At 62.5% G+C, this 16726-nt stretch carries 16 protein-coding genes; 5 read left to right on the top strand and 11 right to left on the bottom strand.

Annotated elements, in window-relative coordinates:
* The 3 genes from DBP26_RS24495 to DBP26_RS24485 all read right to left on the bottom strand — a co-directional run.
* Window positions 1-589, bottom strand: a 589-nt coding sequence (locus DBP26_RS24495; protein ID WP_108240167.1) for a response regulator transcription factor, incomplete at its 3' end; no start/stop codon positions are given.
* 11 nt (window positions 590-600) lie between these two features.
* Window positions 601-930: a PepSY domain-containing protein gene (locus DBP26_RS24490; RefSeq protein ID WP_108240166.1), complete on the bottom strand. Its 330-nt coding sequence runs from the start codon at window positions 928-930 to the stop codon at window positions 601-603.
* Window positions 930-1238, bottom strand: a complete 309-nt coding sequence (locus DBP26_RS24485; protein ID WP_108240165.1) for a PepSY domain-containing protein — start codon at window positions 1236-1238, stop codon at window positions 930-932. The genes DBP26_RS24490 and DBP26_RS24485 overlap by 1 nt, the downstream gene beginning before the upstream one ends.
* 157 nt (window positions 1239-1395) lie before the next feature.
* Between DBP26_RS24485 and DBP26_RS24480 the strand changes: the two genes are divergently transcribed.
* The 3 genes from DBP26_RS24480 (at window position 1396) to DBP26_RS24470 (ending at window position 4373) form a co-directional block, all read left to right on the top strand.
* Window positions 1396-2478, top strand: coding sequence for a patatin-like phospholipase family protein (locus DBP26_RS24480; RefSeq protein WP_108240164.1), 1083 nt, complete (start codon window positions 1396-1398; stop codon window positions 2476-2478).
* A 117-nt stretch (window positions 2479-2595) separates the two neighbouring features.
* Window positions 2596-2952, top strand: coding sequence for a 6-carboxytetrahydropterin synthase QueD (gene queD / locus DBP26_RS24475; protein WP_108240163.1), 357 nt, complete (start codon window positions 2596-2598; stop codon window positions 2950-2952).
* Window positions 2953-3185: 233 nt separating this feature from the next.
* Window positions 3186-4373: a benzoate/H(+) symporter BenE family transporter gene (locus DBP26_RS24470; RefSeq protein WP_108240162.1), complete on the top strand. Its 1188-nt coding sequence runs from the start codon at window positions 3186-3188 to the stop codon at window positions 4371-4373.
* Window positions 4374-4470: 97 nt separating this feature from the next.
* On the opposite strand, the gene DBP26_RS24465 is transcribed toward DBP26_RS24470, so the two are convergent.
* The 4 genes from DBP26_RS24465 to DBP26_RS24450 all read right to left on the bottom strand — a co-directional run bounded on the left by DBP26_RS24465 (window position 4471) and on the right by DBP26_RS24450 (window position 10132).
* Entirely contained in the window at window positions 4471-6441 is a 1971-nt protein-coding gene (locus DBP26_RS24465; RefSeq protein ID WP_108240161.1) for a methyl-accepting chemotaxis protein, read from the bottom strand.
* Between the two features lie 311 nt (window positions 6442-6752).
* Window positions 6753-7682: an LD-carboxypeptidase gene (locus DBP26_RS24460; RefSeq protein WP_108240160.1), complete on the bottom strand. Its 930-nt coding sequence runs from the start codon at window positions 7680-7682 to the stop codon at window positions 6753-6755.
* Window positions 7683-7798: 116 nt separating this feature from the next.
* A complete protein-coding gene (locus DBP26_RS24455) occupies window positions 7799-9271 on the bottom strand; it encodes a mechanosensitive ion channel family protein (RefSeq protein WP_108240159.1) in 1473 nt (490 codons plus the stop codon).
* Between the two features lie 99 nt (window positions 9272-9370).
* Window positions 9371-10132, bottom strand: coding sequence for an SDR family oxidoreductase (locus tag DBP26_RS24450; protein ID WP_108240158.1), 762 nt, complete (start codon window positions 10130-10132; stop codon window positions 9371-9373).
* A 233-nt stretch (window positions 10133-10365) separates the two neighbouring features.
* On the opposite strand from DBP26_RS24450, the gene DBP26_RS24440 reads away from it, so the two are divergent.
* Together DBP26_RS24440 and DBP26_RS24435 are read left to right on the top strand one after the other, a co-directional pair.
* Window positions 10366-11370, top strand: coding sequence for an NADP-dependent oxidoreductase (locus DBP26_RS24440; RefSeq protein WP_108240156.1), 1005 nt, complete (start codon window positions 10366-10368; stop codon window positions 11368-11370).
* A 253-nt stretch (window positions 11371-11623) separates the two neighbouring features.
* Window positions 11624-13783 (top strand): TonB-dependent siderophore receptor, encoded by a 2160-nt coding sequence (locus DBP26_RS24435; protein ID WP_108240155.1) that lies wholly within the window; start codon window positions 11624-11626, stop codon window positions 13781-13783.
* A gap of 89 nt (window positions 13784-13872) precedes the next feature.
* Here the strand turns inward: DBP26_RS24435 and DBP26_RS24430 are convergent, their stop codons facing one another.
* The 4 genes from DBP26_RS24430 to DBP26_RS24415 form a co-directional block, all read right to left on the bottom strand.
* A complete protein-coding gene (locus DBP26_RS24430) occupies window positions 13873-14268 on the bottom strand; it encodes a DUF2802 domain-containing protein (RefSeq protein WP_108240154.1) in 396 nt (131 codons plus the stop codon).
* Window positions 14269-14748: a chemotaxis protein CheW gene (locus DBP26_RS24425; protein ID WP_062385949.1), complete on the bottom strand. Its 480-nt coding sequence runs from the start codon at window positions 14746-14748 to the stop codon at window positions 14269-14271.
* Between the two features lie 87 nt (window positions 14749-14835).
* Entirely contained in the window at window positions 14836-15804 is a 969-nt protein-coding gene (locus DBP26_RS24420; RefSeq protein ID WP_108240153.1) for a CheW domain-containing protein, read from the bottom strand.
* Window positions 15805-15918: 114 nt separating this feature from the next.
* Complete coding sequence (locus DBP26_RS24415) at window positions 15919-16707, bottom strand: ParA family protein (protein WP_108240152.1); 789 nt, start codon at window positions 16705-16707, stop codon at window positions 15919-15921.
* Window positions 16708-16726 lie beyond the last annotated feature (19 nt).

Genomic DNA, 16726 nt, shown 5'->3' with positions numbered 1-16726 from the left:
GGTGATTGACGTGCACTTCAATCACGTTGGAATCGCGCTCGTTTTCGCCGTCATACAAATGGTCGGCCAGGTGGCCTTTGGAAAGAATCTGTTCGGGGTGCAGCATGAAATAGCGCAGCAGGCGAAACTCAGCGGCGGTGAGCTGAATCTCTTCGCCCTCCCGGGTAACGCATTGCCGACCTTCGTCCAGATGCAGCCCGGCGGCTTCGAGCTTCGGCTGGTTGGCCAACCCTCGCGCGCGACGCAGCAGCGCCTGAATCCGCAATTGCAGTTCTTCTGGATGAAAAGGCTTGGTGAGGTAATCGTCGGCGCCGGCCTTGAGGCCCTCGATTCGCTCGGCCCACGAGCCGCGCGCAGTCAACACCAGCACAGGGGTCGACAAACCATCCGCACGCCATTTCTGCAGGACTTCAAGACCCGGGATGCCGGGCAGCCCGAGGTCCAGCACAATGATGTCGTAAGGCTCGCTCGCCCCCTGATGGATAGCATCACGGCCATCAGCAAGCCAGTCGACGGCGTACCCCTGGCTCAAGGCGCTGACCAGTTCGTCCGCCAGGGGTACGTTGTCTTCAACCAGTAACAGGCGCATGGGGCATTTTCCTAATCGTCTTCCTTGTCTTCGAGCAGGCGACTGTCGCGTGCGTCGAACTTCAGTTCGCGGACCACGTGGTCGTGGGTCAGCAATTCGATCTCGTAGACCAGCACATCGTGTTTTTCTTCCAGCTCGGCTTCCAGCAACTTCGAACCGGGGTAACGCCCCAGCGCCTGCTCGATGAATTGCTCCAGCGGAAGGATCACCCCCTGCTGGCGCAATTTGAGCGCTTCGTCCTGATCAAGGTCCCGCGCTGCACTGACCGTGCAGAGCAGCGCGGCGGCAACCGCCAGCAGACCATGGACGAAGCGAACGCCGAAACGTTCAGGCCTGGTCATCAGGTGTCCTGATGATCTTTGAGCACTTGGCCGCTGACGGCATCCAGCTCGACGTCCCACTCGACGCCTTTGCCGTCGCGCAATTCGACCTGATAGACGTATTTGCCATATTCCTGTTCCAGCTCGGTTTCTGTGATGGTGGCGTTCGGGTGCTTGGCCAGCGCCGCCGCGTTGAGTTTTTCGAAGGATTGAATAGTACCTGCATCGCGCAGGCGAAGCGCCTCATCCGGGCCCAGATCGCGAGCCTGAACATAGCTGGCGGTGGCCAAGAGGGCAGAAGCGGCAAAGAAGGCAGTGAATGTGTTCATGGCAAGTCTCCGTTTCGTTCATTGGGTTGACGGGACTTACGATAAACAACCGAACTTAATTCAAACTGAATTCTCTGGCTAGATGCCATCATCACGGACGACCGCCCGCCGTCTGCGTCACGGGTATACTTTGCCACCGTTCAATTCCGGAGCCTCCATGACCGCGATTCACATCAAACGCCCCGCACTGACCCTGAAAGCCGGTCGGCGCGCGCTGACGCGCATTCGTGAGCGCGGACTGGCCCCGGGGGACGTAGCCACGCTCCCGGGTGCGGCGGGTGGCCCCAAAGCCCTCGGGATCCAGGGGCTCGACCTGGCCCTTTTCGGCGACTGGCTGCCGCGCGCCCCACGCGAACGGGCGTTGATCGGGGCCTCGATCGGCTCTTGGCGATTTGCCAGTGCCTGCCTGCCCGATCCCGTCGCAGGGCTGGAGCGGCTGGGCCAGCTGTACAACGAACAGTGCTTCGCCAAAGGCGTGACCATGGCCGAAGTCAGCCAGAGCTGCACCAAGATGCTCGATGACCTGTTGCAAGGCCGCGATGCCAGCGTCCTGAGCCACCCGCTTTACCGCCTTAACATCATGGTCGTCAAAAGCCATGGCCTGCTGGCGCGGGATCATCGTGGCGGGCTGGGGATCGGGCTCGGGTCGGTGATTGCCGATAACCTGCTGGGACGGGCGCGTCTGTCGCGACATTTCGAGCGCGTGATTCTACATGACGCGCGGCAACTTCCGCCGCTGTCGGCCCTCACGGACTTTCCTTCTCGCTGCCTGCCGCTGGACACCGCCAACCTGCGCCAGGCGCTGCTGGCTTCCGGGTCGATCCCCATGGTGATGCAGGGCGTCATGGACATCCCCGGCGCCGGCCCCGGCACCTTTCGCGACGGCGGTCTGCTGGACTATCACTTGGACCTGCCCTACAGCGGCAGCGATGTCGTTCTGTATCCCCATTTCACCGACAAGGTCATTCCCGGCTGGTTCGACAAGACCCTGCCCTGGCGGCGCGGCGATCAGGGCCGCTTACAGGATGTCCTGCTTCTGGCGCCTTCGCGGGAATACCTCGCGGCGCTGCCGTTCGGGAAGCTGCCGGACCGCAGCGATTTCAAACGTTTCATGGGCCAGGACAAAGCGCGCCAGCACTATTGGCGAACGGCGATGGAGCAGAGCCGAAAGCTGGGTGACGAGTTTCTGGAGCTAGCAGACAGCGGGCGCCTGGCAAGCCGCCTCGAACCGCTGGTGTGACCGTTCGTTCAACCAAGCGGTCAGGTTCTGGCCGCCCCACGGCCAGGCAATGCTGATAAACTCGCGACCTGCATTTCTTCGCCTCGGCGATCGCCACCTTTCAAGGCCCTGACTACTGTGGAAATCTTCAAAGAATTTACCTTCGAATCGGCCCACCGCCTGCCCCACGTTCCCGAGGGCCACAAGTGTGGCCGCCTGCACGGCCACTCGTTCCGCGTAGCGATCTACCTGCAGGGCGAGCCCGATCCGCACACCGGCTGGATCCGTGACTTTTCCGAGATCAAGACGATCTTCAAGCCGCTTTACGAGCGTCTCGATCACAACTACCTGAACGACATTCCCGGTCTGGAGAACCCGACCAGCGAGGTGCTGGTCAAGTGGATCTGGAAGGAGTTGAAACCGCTTCTGCCGGAGCTGTCGGCCATTCGCATCCACGAGACGTGCACCAGCGGCTGCGTCTATCGCGGCGAGTGATCGAGTGAGGCGGCGTTCCACGAAAACCACCTGCCCAGGTGGTTTTTTTGTCGCTCGGATGAGCGATTCCCTCGCCACTGGCCAGGCCCATGCTGTTGCAAAGCGCAACGGTCAAAGCAACGTGCCAACGGGAAACTGTGCCGATCAATGCGTTAGCGGCTGTATTGCAATAAAAGATCACGAGTGCGTATAGGCTTGGCGTTCCCTTTACCGACCGCTCCAAGGATCCCCGCATGACCGACGCCACCCGCGCGCCGTTGCGCCCACTGCGCGACTCCTCCCCTTCGGCCATCGTGGCGGGCTTCATCGCGATGATGACGGGCGTCACCAGCTCGCTGGTGCTGATATTCCAGGCGGGCCAGGCCGCCGGCCTGACGTCGGGGCAGATTTCCTCCTGGATCTGGGCGCTGTTCATGGGCATGGCGGTGTGCAACATCGGTCTGTCATTGCGCTATCGCTCACCGATCACCGTGGCCTGGTCAACACCGGGCGCAGCGTTGCTGATCACCAGCCTTGGGCATGTGGCCTATCCAGAGGCGATCGGCGCCTTCATGACCAGTGCGGCATTGGTGCTCATCTGTGGGATCACCGGCAGCTTCGAAAAGCTCATCAGTCGCTTGCCGACCTCCCTCGCCGCAGCCTTGCTGGCCGGGATCCTGTTCAAGATCGGCAGCGAGATTTTCGTCGCTGCGCAACACCGCACCGGCCTGGTGCTGAGCATGTTTTTCACGTACCTGATCGTCAAGCGCTACTCGCCTCGCTACGCGGTGCTGATGGCATTGCTGGTGGGGGTTGCCCTGTCGGCGATGCTCGGCATGCTGAATTTCAGCGGTTTCACCCTGGAGGTGGCGATTCCCGAATGGACCACCCCTGCGTTTTCGCTGGGCGCGACCATCAGCATTGGCATCCCGCTGTTCGTCGTGGCGATGACCTCACAGAATATGCCGGGTATCGCCGTGCTGCGGGCCGACGACTACCAGACACCCGCGTCACCGCTGATTTCCGCTACCGGCCTGATCTCGTTGATCACTGCGCCTTTCGGTGGCCACGGCATCACCCTGGCAGCGATCAGCGCCGCCATTTGCACCGGCCCTCACGCCCACGAAGACCGCAACAAGCGTTACACGGCGGCCATTTGGTGCGGGATTTTCTACGCCATCGCGGGGGTCTTCGGCGCGACGCTGGCGGCCTTGTTTGCGGCCTTTCCCAAGGAGCTGGTGCTCTCCATTGCGGCTCTGGCCCTGTTCGGCTCGATCATGAACGGGCTGACAGTGGCCATGAATGAGCCGAAGGAGCGTGAAGCGGCGCTGATCACCTTCATGGTCACCTCGTCGGGGTTGACGCTGTTTTCCATCGGATCGGCCTTTTGGGGCATCGTGGCGGGCGTGCTGACGCTGATGATCCTGAACCCGCGCAAATGAAAACGGCCCCGCTTCGAGGGGCCGTTTCGCACCGTGAACGTCGCCGACGGCAGAGCGTTACGACGAGCCAACGCTGGCACGCGAGGCGCCGAGGGGCTCAAAGCCTGAAATGCCCCACCATGCCTTTCAGTTCCATGCCCAGCGACGCCAATTCGATGCTCGAGGCAGCGTTGCCCTGCATTGCCAGCGCCGACTGATCGGCGCTGGCGCGGATGCTGGTGACGCTGCGGTTGATCTCTTCAGCCACCGAGCTTTGCTCTTCGGCCGCGGCAGCGATCTGCTGGTTCATCTGCTGGATCAACGACACCGCCGCCGCAATGCTGCCCAACGCGCTCTCCGTCTGCAGGGCATCGCTGACGGCCAGTTTGACCAGCTCACCGCTGCTCTGGATCTGAGCCACCGAGGTCTGGGCACTGGTTCGCAGACGAGTGACCAGCCGCTCGATTTCCTCGGTCGACTGCTGAGTGCGCTTGGCCAGCGCCCGAACTTCGTCGGCCACCACCGCAAAGCCCCTGCCCTGCTCGCCTGCCCGGGCCGCTTCGATGGCCGCATTCAGCGCCAACAGATTGGTCTGCTCAGCCACGCTTTTGATGACGCTCAGTACCTTGCCGATGTCCTGAATTTCGGCGCTGAGGCTTTCGATACTGTCGCTGGCCGAGTTCGCCGAGCTGGCCAGTTGCTCGATGCGCTGCATGCTCTGACGGACCACCGCCTGGCCGCTGTCCACCTTGTTATCGGCCGTTTGCGCGGCAAGCGCGGCTTCCTCCGCATTACGCGCCACATCGTGCACGGTGGCGGTCATTTGGTTCATGGCCGTGGCGACCTGCTCGGTTTCTTCTTTCTGGGTACTGACTTCCAGATTGGTCTGCTCGGTCACCGCCGACAGTGAATGGGCGGACGTTGCCAATTGCTCGATCCCCGCCTGCAGGCCGCTGACGATACCGCTTAGGCCGGCGCCCATCTGCTGCATGGCCTGCATCAATTGACCGATTTCATCCTTGCGCGTGACTTGCACGGTGCCGCTCAGATCCCCCGCCGCGATGCGTTGGGCTGTGGCGATCACCGAGCGCAGCGGTGCGACGATGATCCGGGTAATGAGAAACGACGCCACGAGCCCCACAAGCAACGCCAGAATCGACGAGCCGATGATCTTCAGCGAGTTGGCGTGCAGTTCGCCCAGCATTGACTGGTCTTCGGCGTCATAAGCCTGGTTGACCTGTTGCACCACCGTTTTTGCATTGCTGGCCAATTGCAGGGAGACCTTGGCCTCATCCGCCAGCAGACCGGTGTATTCATTGAGCTTGTCGCTGAAGTTGCCGATGTGACCGATGACTTCCGTCAGCACCGTCAGGTAGCCCGCGTCCTTGATCACATCCTTGAGTTGATTGGCCATGTCCTGAGCCTGCACCGCTTGCTCGATCTTGCCCGTCTTGGCCTCTTCGCCAGTGCCGGTCTTGCGGCTCTTGTCCAGTCGCACTCGCGCTTCGTCCAGTGCCTGCATCATTAGCTTGGAAATCTGGCCGATCTGGCCGGACTGCTCGATGAACTCCGAGCCCTGCTGGCCCTGGGAGTCCTTGAGGGTGTAAGCACCGTCATCGGCGAGCCCCGCCTGCAACACGTCGAGGTTATTGGCCACGCTGGAGACCGACCAACTGGCCATCTCCAGCGCCAGGTCCTTGCTCTGGCTGATGCTGACGAACTCGTCGAAGGATTTGCGATAGGCCGCCAATGCCTGCTGAACCTCGCCCATCACCTGCTGGTTCACCGCCGAACTGGCTTTGAGTTGCTCGGCCTGCGCGTTCAGGGCATCGAGCCCCGCATGCAGTGCCTCGACCACTTTCGGATCGCTGTGCAACGCGTAATCCTGCTCCATCAGGCGAACGCGGTTGAGGCCGGTATTGAGTGCCGTCATCTGCTTGAGGCTGTCGAAATGCACGCTGATCGAACGCAGCGACCAGACGCCAATCGCGGCGACCAGTGCGGTCAGCAGTAAAACGAGGAGAAACCCGATACCCAGTTTTTTTGCCATACCCAGGTTGGCAAAACGCGATTGCACGGCCGACATCATTCGATCATCCCCAATCACAGCGTAAAAGGCGCACACAGCGAAGCCGCATTCAACACGGCCATTCAATTTTCGTGCAGAGTCGCAATGGGTAAGCGGCAAAACAAGCGCTTGACGTCAGTTTAATGGCAAATAGCTACGTCAGCGTCGCTTCCAGAATGGTTATGGGCCGTCCCAGGCGTTTCAACAGGACTGCGGATGCGATAACGGGTTGCCATTAAGCAGAAAACTACGTGAGGGCCCGGTCCTGGCGCCGCAAAACCGGGCACTTTGGTGACAACTGTGCGCCAGTAACGCGCTTTCAGTCAGGCCCGTCAGCGCGCTGCCGGGGAGACGGTCAGCGTGCCCGCATCCGCATCGAGGGTGGCCTGGCTGCCCAGGGCAACGGCAAGATTGCGGTCACCGTGGCCAATGGAAAGCCCGCCGAGCAACGGAATATCCAGGGAACCCAGCCGCTCCATCAGCACCTCTGGCGGCCGGATCGGGTTGTTGCCGTGACCGGGCTCACTGAACTGCCCGACGGCGATACCGGCCACGCGCTTCAGCAGGCCGCAATTGCCCAAATGGGTCAGCAGCCGATCCACCCGATAGGCCAGCTCGCCCACGTCCTCGATCAGCAGGATCGCGCCTTCCAGATCCGGCATGAAGGGTGTGCCGACACAGGTGCTGAGGATGCTCAGGTTGCCGCCCAGCAAGATTCCCCGGGCGACACCGCAGGTGCGGACGCTGTAGGTAGGCTCGTCACGACTGGCCTCCACCACCATTGGCGCGGTACTCATCAGCGCGTGGCGCAGGGTGCTGGCGAACAGGCCGCCGCGTTCCAATTGCGCGGCCACCGGGCCGTGCACCGTGACCAGCCCGGTGTGCTGCCACAGTGCCGCATGCAGGGCAGTGATGTCGGAAAAACCCACCACCAGCTTGGGGTCCTGTCGCACGGCGTCGTAGTCCAGATGGTCGAGAATGCGCTGCACGCCATAGCCGCCCCGGTTGCACAACACGGCGCGAATTTCAGGATCCGCCAGCGCATCGTTCAGGTCGGCTGCACGGCTGGCATCACTGCCGGCCAGGTAGTGGTCGGCGTCCAGCGCATGGGGATAAACCCTGGGCCGCAGCCCCCACGCGCTCAATTCCCGTACGGCCGCCAGAACCCTTGCCTCGGCGACAGGCCCGGCGGGCGACACCAAGGCCACGGCATCGCCTGCGCGCAGGACGGAAGGGTTCAGGACAGGACGGGCAACAGACATCTCGACAACTCGACAGGCATTGGACTGAACCGGCAATTTAGAGCACTCCCTGCATTGAATCCAGTGATGAAAGCCTGGATGGCAATCCGTTGGGTGTCGGGCACCGCGCGCGCCATTCAACTCATTCTGTCGTTCGGGCCCGGCCCGCGACTGACCTGAAACCGAGTGACGCTTTTGCGTAACCAGCCCATGAAGCCCCTTGCATCCACCACCTCAGGCTGGGTTTCCAGCAGTGCGGCTCGCGCTTTGCTGCGGAATTTAGCCAGCCCCGCCAGCGCGCCCAACAATTCGCTGTGGGCTTGCAGCCACGGGTCGAGGTCGGCTTTGTCTATCCGGTAGATCATGCAGTCCGTAAAGGCGCAGAACCGCCCGACCGTGGGGCTGGCGTCGACGAAGCCGGTTTCGCCGAACAGCTCGCCAGGCCCCATGCGCCCGACTTCCATCCACCCTTCCGGGCGCTGGATGGACACTGACATTACGCCGGATTCGATGATGTAGAGCGCATCGGGAATCACGCCTTCGGCCAGCACGACGTCCTTGGCCGCATAGGCGCCCAGCCGCATGTGCTGCTCGAGTTGAGCACGGTCGTCATCACCCAGCATGCGCAGCGCGCCCACGGTGTTGAGCACCGCCGACTGCCGCGTGGCCGGGCGTGTCTGGTCCGCTCGGGTTTCAGTGGCCGCCAATTGTCGATGGATGAGGTCATAGAGCTGGTTGCGCACCGCCGTGCGTCGGTCCCGGGATTTCACATAGCCGGTGACCTCATACTCGACGCTGCGCAAGCCGGACCTGACCACGACCGCGGAGGCCTTGGGCTGAGCCAGCAGTTCCCGACAGCCGAGAATCGCCTTGTCGAGGGAGTCCAGCACCAGGCTGGGACGCAAGCGTGTCGGCAGCTCGATGTTCAGGCTGATGGCATGGAAGTGGTCAGGACGACTGAAATTGACGATGCGTGTCTTGGCCGCCATGGCATTAGGGATCACCGCCATGCTGCCTTCGGACGTCAGCAAGTGCGTAGACCGCCAGTCGATCTCGATCACTTTGCCTTCGATGTCGTCCACGCGGATCCAGTCGTCGACGCGAAACGGCTTGGTGGCATTGAGCACGATGCCGGAAAACACATCGCCCAGGGTGCTCTGCACGGCCAGACCGAGAATGATCGCCACCGCGCCCGAGGTCGCCAGCAGCCCCTTGACGGGCAGATCCAGCACATAGCCCGCGGCTGCCACCCCTGCAACCAGGAAGATGATCGCGCCCATGACGTCTTGCAGCAAATGCCCTTTGCCGCCGATGCGCGGCTCCATGACCACCACGATCAGCACCGTCAGGGCACGCGCGCCGAACAGCCACCAGGCAATGGTCAGGAGGGTCGCCAACACGTGGCGGGGCACCGACCAATCGGCGGGGACCGGATACAGCGGGCTCAAGCCACCGTCGAGCAGCGCCATGCTGAAGAGCACGAACAGCACTAGACGGCACGCCAGCTTGCGTCGCAGATAACGGGGGTGCAGCCACTGCCAAAGCAGCAGATCGATGACCAGTAACACGGCTGCGCTGATGAGCGGGTAGGCGAACCACAGGTGATCCATCGACGGTCTCTGGCGGTCAATAACCCTTGCAGCGTAGCTGAATCCCCAGACCGCAACTGCGGCCGGAATCCTACTGACGGCCCGGCCACCGAGCCGCGATCAAAATGCGGTCACGCCCCCGTCCACCGCCAACGAATGCCCGGTGGTGAAGGCGGCCCCATCGCTGCACAGATACAACACCGCACTGGCGATTTCCTCGACCTTACCGATGCGTCCTACCGGGTGCAGGGTGGCGGCGAACTCGGCCTTGCGCGGATCGGCCTCATGGGCGCGACGGAACATGTCGGTGTCGATCACCGCCGGGCATACCGCGTTGACCCGAATGTGCTTTTTTGCATATTCGATGGCGGCCGACTTGGTCAGCCCGATGACGGCGTGCTTGGACGCGGCATAAATGCTCATCTTGGGTGCGGCCGCAAGGCCAGCGATCGACGCGGTATTGACGATAGCGCCTCCACCCTGTGCCAGCATGACGGGCAACTGGTACTTCATGCACAGCCACACGCCTTTGACATTGACGCCCATGATCGCATCGAATTCGGCTTCGCTGCCTTCGGCCAGGCGCCCCTTCTCGATCTCAATGCCTGCGTTGTTGAAGGCGTAATCCACTCGCCCGAACGCTTCGACGGCTTGGGTCATCATTTGCCGGACGTCGGCTTCCTTCGTCACATCGCAACGCAGGAACAGCGCTTGGCCGCCAGCCTGACGAATCCGCTGGGCGGTGGCTTCACCGCCATCGACGTCCAGATCGACCACGACCACTTTCAATCCTTCCTCGGCGAAGGCCAGCGCGGTGGCCTGGCCAATGCCGGCGGCGGCGCCGGTCACCAGGGCGACTTGCCCGGAAAACGTCATGCTCATGGGTTCAGCCTCTTGTCATGGGTGGGGCCAGTCTAGCGACGAGCCCGGTGTCTGCATCAGCACTATCAAAGCCCCGGTTGCAGCCCCATGCGTGGCGGTGATGGCGGGGGTCCATACGCGGGGCATGCGCATCAATCCGATGGATCAGCGCGCATTCGCTCGACGGGCTTTGCTTGCCGCAAACGCAGACCAAGGCTATGACTGACCTTTCCCTCTCACGCAGGAGACCGCCGATGAGCACCCTGAGCAACCGCCAGTTCCTCCTGGCCCGCCGCCCGACAGGGGCTGCCAGCCGCGACGATTTCACGTTTCAGACCGTCCCCTTGGCCGAGATCGCCCCCGGTCAGGTGCAGGTGAAGAACGAGTACCTGTCGCTGGACCCGGCCATGCGCGGCTGGATGAACGAGGGCAAGTCGTACATCGCTCCAGTGGGCTTGGGTGAAGTCATGCGGGCGCTGGGGGTGGGACGGATCATCGAGTCGCAGCACCCGTCTTTCGCGGTAGGCGACTACGTGCAAGGGGTGCTGGGCGTACAGGATTATTTTGTCGGCGATCCCAAAGGGTTGCACAAGGTCGATCCCACGCTGCTGCCCCTGCCCGTTTACCTGGCGGCACTGGGCATGACCGGAATGTCGGCGTACTTCGCGTTGTTGGAAGTCGGCCAACCGAAGCCAGGCGACACCGTGGTGATTTCCGGGGCGGCCGGTGCGGTGGGCAGCGTCGCCGGGCAGATCGCCAAGATCAAGGGCTGCCGGGTGATCGGCATCGCGGGCGGTCAGGAAAAATGCAAGACGCTGGTGGAAGCGTTCGGTTTCGACGGCGCCATCGATTACAAAAACGAGGATCTTCATGCCGCCCTGAAACGCGAATGTCCAAAGGGCGTGGACCTGTTTTTCGACAACGTCGGGGGTGACGTGCTCGACGCAGTGCTGACACGCCTGGCCTTCAAGGCGCGTGTGGTGATCTGTGGCGCGATCAGCCAATACAACAACAAAGAAGCGGTCAAAGGCCCGGCCAATTACCTGTCGTTGCTGATCAACCGGGCGCGCATGGAAGGGTTTGTCGTGATGGACCATGCCGAGCATTTCGGCAAGGCAGGGAGGGAAATGGCGGGCTGGCTCGCCCAAGGCAAGCTCAAGAGCAAGGAGCACGTGGTCGAGGGCCTGGAAACCTTCCCGGAAACCTTGCAGATGCTGTTCAACGGAGAAAACCACGGCAAGCTGGTGCTGAAAGTCTGATTGTGTCTTGCCGGGGGGGGCAGCGGCCAAGCGCCGCCGCTGGCCCCCGTGGCGGGTATCGAAGCCGCCACGGGGGCCAGGCAAGGGTCAACAGCAACCGAGGAGGCCGTCGCAGCAGTTGTGAAATTTTCGTAAAAAATAGAGGCTTAATGATAACAATTTGCAATACGTTTCTGTATTCTACTCCGCCACACCACAGTGCCGCAGGGAAGCGTCTGGCAGCTGGATCGAGACTCGTACAGGAACTTCCTCCATGGCTATTCGCTTCCCCTCCCGCCCTACTCTGCTGGCGCTGTGCTGCTCGGTCAGCGTCAGCACCTGGTCAGCCGAGCCACTCGAGCTCGGCGCCACAGACGTCAGTGCCGATGCTTTCAAACAACCGCAGAGTGCCCTGCCCGAAGCGTTTGCGGGTGGACAGGTCGCGCGCGGCGGACAGATGGGGTTGCTGGGCAACCAGGACACTATGGATGTCCCCTTCACCCTGACCAGTTACACCGCCAAGTTGATCGAGGACCAAGGCGCGGAGAACGTCGGCGACGTGCTGCTCAACGACCCTTCCGTGCGCATGTCCGGGGGCTTCGGCAATCAGTCGCAAGCCTTTGTGATTCGCGGGCTGCCACTCAACGGCGATGACATCTCGTTCAACGGGCTCTACGGCGTGCTACCCCGACAGATCATCTCGGTGGATTCGGTCGAACGCGTCGAGGTGTTCAAGGGCCCCAACGCTTTCCTCAATGGTGCCAGCCCCACGGGTACCGGCCTAGGCGGCAACGTCAACCTGCAACCCAAGCGCGCCGAAGACGTTCCGACGCGCCGCTACACCCAGGACATCAGCACCGACGGCCGCGTTGGCGAGCACCTTGACCTGGGCCAGCGCTTCGGTGAAGACAACCGCTTTGGCGCACGCCTGAACCTCAGCCAGCGCGAGGGCGAGACCGCCATCGACGACATGGACCAACGCTCGAAGCTGTTCATCGCCGGGCTCGACTACCGGGGTGACCGTTTCAGGCTTTCGACCGATTTCGGCTACCAGAAAGAGCGCATCAACCATTTGCGCAACAACGTACGGCTCGGTGCCGGGCTGACGCGCATCCCTCACGCGCCCGATGCCGATCACAATTACGGGCAGGACTGGAGCCATCAGGAAACCGAAGACACCTTCGGCATGTTCCGCGCCGAATACGACTTGAGCGACAGCTGGACGGCCTACCTGGCTGGCGGCGGCAAGCACACCCGGGAAACCGGCGCCTATGGCACGCCCACCCTGACCAATGCCGCGAATGGCAACGGCACCATCAGCTCATCCGACACCAACCACAACGAAGACAACGGCACGTTCATGACCGGCCTCAACGGCAAGTTTCAGACCGGCCCCATCAGCCATCAGGTGGCGTTGGGCGCCGCGAGTATCTGGACCCGACAAGAGAACGGCTACGTCTTCTACAACAGTGTGCCGACCAATATCTACAACACCCCGTCGATCCCGCGGCCAAGCACCGTGACATTGGTGGGCGGCGATCTGGGCGACCCCGACCTGGCTGGCAAAACCCGCAACCGCAGCATCGCCCTGTCGGACACTGTCGGTCTGTTCGACGATTCGCTCCTGCTGACCTATGGCGTGCGCCGCCAGCAACTGCGGGTGGAGAACTACAACGTCAACTCCGGGGCGCGGACCTCCCTGTACGACGACGGCATCACCACGCCGGTGTATGGCATCGTCTACAAACCCACCGAGACCCTGTCGCTGTATGCCAACCGCATTGAAGGGCTTGCCCAGGGGCCGACCGCCAGCGGCAATGTCCTGAACATCGGACAGACGTTCCCGCCAGGACGTACCAAGCAGTACGAGGCAGGGCTGAAGCTGGACATGGGCACCTTCGGTGCCAACCTCGCGGCCTTCAGGATCGAAAAACCCACCGACGGCTTCGTCGATTCGGCGACCAACCTGTATCTGCGCGAAGGCAAGCAGGTCAACCGCGGTATCGAGTTCAGTGTCTTCGGTGAACCGCTGGACAGCCTTCGCCTGTTGGCGGGCGCCACGCGCATGGAGTCGAAACTGGAGGACACCGCGGGCGGTGCCAACGACGGCAATCATGCCGTGGGCGTACCGACCTTCCTGATGAATGCCAGCGTCGACTGGGAAGTGCCGGGGTTACAGGGTGTCGCGCTCAATGCACGCTTCCTGCGCACCGGCGGCCAATATGCCAACCCCACCAACACCCTCAGCCTGCCGACCTGGAACCGCTTCGACGCAGGCGCCCGGTATGGCTTCAAGGTGGCGCAGAAGGACGTGACGTTGCGGGTGAATGTGGAGAACATCGCCAACAAGGATTACTGGGCTTCAGCCAACGGCGGCTACCTGAGCCAGGGCGACCCTCGCCTGGTGAAGTTCTCCGGAACCATCGATTTCTGATTCGCCTTCAGCCCACCGGTCGGTGGAAGGCGTGAGCGGCCTGCAACGGCCCCTCACGCTCGACAGGCCTGCCAGGACGGCAGCCGTTCTCAACCGTTGCCGTGCAGCTTGCTCATCAGTTGCGCTTCAGCCTGGGTCAGGCCGCAAGATTGGGTCAGCTCGTCGACGCTGGCGCCCATGCTGACCAGCCGTGCCGCCTGGGCGAAGGACAAGGTCGAGGGGTCACGCTGTTCCAGGGCAGTGATCTTGTCTGGCAGCGGCGCGACGATAGCCTGCAGTTCGTGCAGGTCCTCGCCCATTTTTACCGTACCGCTCTGGTAGTTTTCCAGGCGCCGAGCCAGTTCACGAATGCGCTGGTCGCGCAGCGAGTCGGCTTCGACCTGCTGCGTGGCCAGGGTGCGCTGGCGTTTGCTGTGGGCGATGAACAGCGCGATGGTCACCACCCACAGGACCGCCAGAAAAAGAACAGCCACCTCAAGAATCAATCAGATGTTCTCCAGCTCGGACCACTCTTCCTCGGACATCATCTTGTCCAGCTCGACAAGGATCAGCAGTTCGCCGTTTTTGTTGCACACGCCCTGGATGAATTTGGCGGATTCGTCGTTGCCCACGTTCGGCGCGGTTTCGACTTCCGACTGGCGCAGATAAACCACTTCCGCGACGCTGTCCACCAGGATCCCGACCACTTGCTTGTCGGCCTCGATGATCACGATACGCGTGTTGTCGCTGACTTCAACCGGCGGCAGACCAAAGCGCTGGCGGGTGTCGATCACTGTCACCACGTTGCCGCGCAGGTTGATGATGCCCAGGACGTAGCTCGGGGCTCCCGGCACTGGCGCGATCTCGGTGTAGCGCAGCACTTCCTGAACCTGCATCACGTTGATGCCATACGTTTCGTTGTCCAGGCGGAAGGTGACCCATTGCAGGATCGGATCTTCGGAACCCTGTGCTGACGACTTCTTCATACCCCTAACCCCTTGCGTGTTGTGCTTGCTCTGCGGACGACGCGCTTACGCCGTCCTGTGTTTATTAGATGATGCGTGTTGATTCAGCTATTTGCGCGGTTGCATTTGCTTGACCGCGCCGCTGGCGATCAGCTCTGCGAGTTCGGACACGTCCAGCAGCGCACACATGTGCTCGATGACCGTCCCGGCGAGCCACGGACGCTGGCCGCGCTGGGTCCGCCATTTGATTTCATCCGGCTCCAGGCGCAGGGAACGGCTGACCTGATGCACCGCCAGCCCCCACTCGTAGCCCTGCACCGAAATCACGTATTGCAGGCCCTGCCGGAAATCGTCGCGATAGCGGTCCGGCATGATCCAGCGCGCGGTGTCCAACACTTTCAGGTTGCCCGCCTGGCTGGGCAGGATGCCCAGAAACCAGTCCGGCTGGCCGAACAGCGGTGTCAGTTCCTGGCCTGCCAGCGGGTAAATCGACCCCAGGCACACCAAAGGCACGGCCAGCGTCAGCCCTGCCACGTCGAACAACAGGCATTCGAAAGGCTCGGCGGCCCAGGCTGGGCGCTCGTCCGAGTTCGGCGGTGGCGTCGGGGTGCGCTGCGACGGCAGATGCACCTCGACGACCGGCTCAATCAGGGTGGACTCCTGCCCCGGAACGACCCGCTCGGCAACGACCGGTTCGACAATCACCGGCGCCACCACTGGCGGTGCGATCACCGGCGGCAAGATGACCGGCTTTTCCAGCACCGTAGCCACGGCCGGCTCGGCGACCGGCCTCGGCGCAACGGGCCGCACGTCACGAGGCATCGCCCGATGCGGCTCGGGGGTGAAAGCCCGCGAAACCGGTGCTGGCAGAACGACCGGCACTGCCGCCGCCACCGCTTCGGCGACCGCCGAGCGCATGCGCGCGTCATGGGCCTGCTCTTCGAGCACGGCCGCTTGAAACTCATCCAGCTCGGTGGCCGCTTCCAGCTCTTCAGTAGCGTCCTGCAGCAGCGCGTCCAGATAGTTCTGCAGCGCCGTTTGTGGCCGTGATGCAATGTCCAGAGGGCGGTTGTTCATACAGGAGCCCGAAATAAAGTGATGCGATGACCGCCTGCCTCAGGTATCGGCCGGATAACGGGCCGACTTGAGTACGCCGACACGCGGCGCACGAATAAACGATCGACGGCCATGTCAGGCCACCTGCCCGACGAGCTGTTCAGTGAGCAGGTGCTTGAGCAAGGCGCGGTACGCCAGCACCCCGCGGCTCTTGCCGTCGAATTGCGACGGGGTCACCCCGGCGCGACTGGCGTCACGCAGCCGCGTGTCGACCGGAACGTACGCCTTCCAGACATGCTCGGGAAAGCTGTCGCGCAACAGCTTCAGGGTGCCCATCGAGGCCTGGGTACGGCGATCGAACAGCGTCGGCACGATGGTGTAAGGCAAGGGCACTTTGCGTGAACGATTGATCATCGTCAGGGTGTTGACCATGCGTTCCAGCCCCTTGACCGCCAGGAACTCGGTCTGCACCGGAATCGCCAGCTGCTGGCTGGCGGCCAGCGCGTTGACCATCAACACGCCCAACAGCGGCGGACTGTCGATGATCGCGTAATCGAAATCCTGCCACAGTTGCGCGAGGCTTTTGGCGATCACCAGGCCCAGACCGCTCTGGCCCGGCGTCTGGCGCTCCAGCGTCGCCAGTGCGGTGCTCGACGGCAGCAGGGATATGCGCTGATCGCTGGTCGGAAGCAGCAGTTGACCGGGCAAACCCTCGGGCACCACGCCCTTGTGCAGGAACAGGTCGAAACAGCTGTGCTCCAGGGCGTCCGGGTCGTGTCCGAAATAACTGGTCATCGAGCCGTGAGGGTCCAGATCGACGACGACCACGCGCTTGCCCGCCTCGGCCAGCAACCCGGCTAAAGCGATCGAGGTGGTGGTCTTGCCGACCCCACCTTTCTGATTGGCGACTGCCCAGACTCTCATGTATTCGTTTCCAACCGAT

Source organism: Pseudomonas sp. RIT409 (assembly GCF_003052515.2).
Classification (GTDB): Bacteria; Pseudomonadota; Gammaproteobacteria; order Pseudomonadales; family Pseudomonadaceae; genus Aquipseudomonas.
Note: the sequence above shows the minus strand (reverse complement) of the source record. Positions and strands in the feature narration are given on the sequence as shown.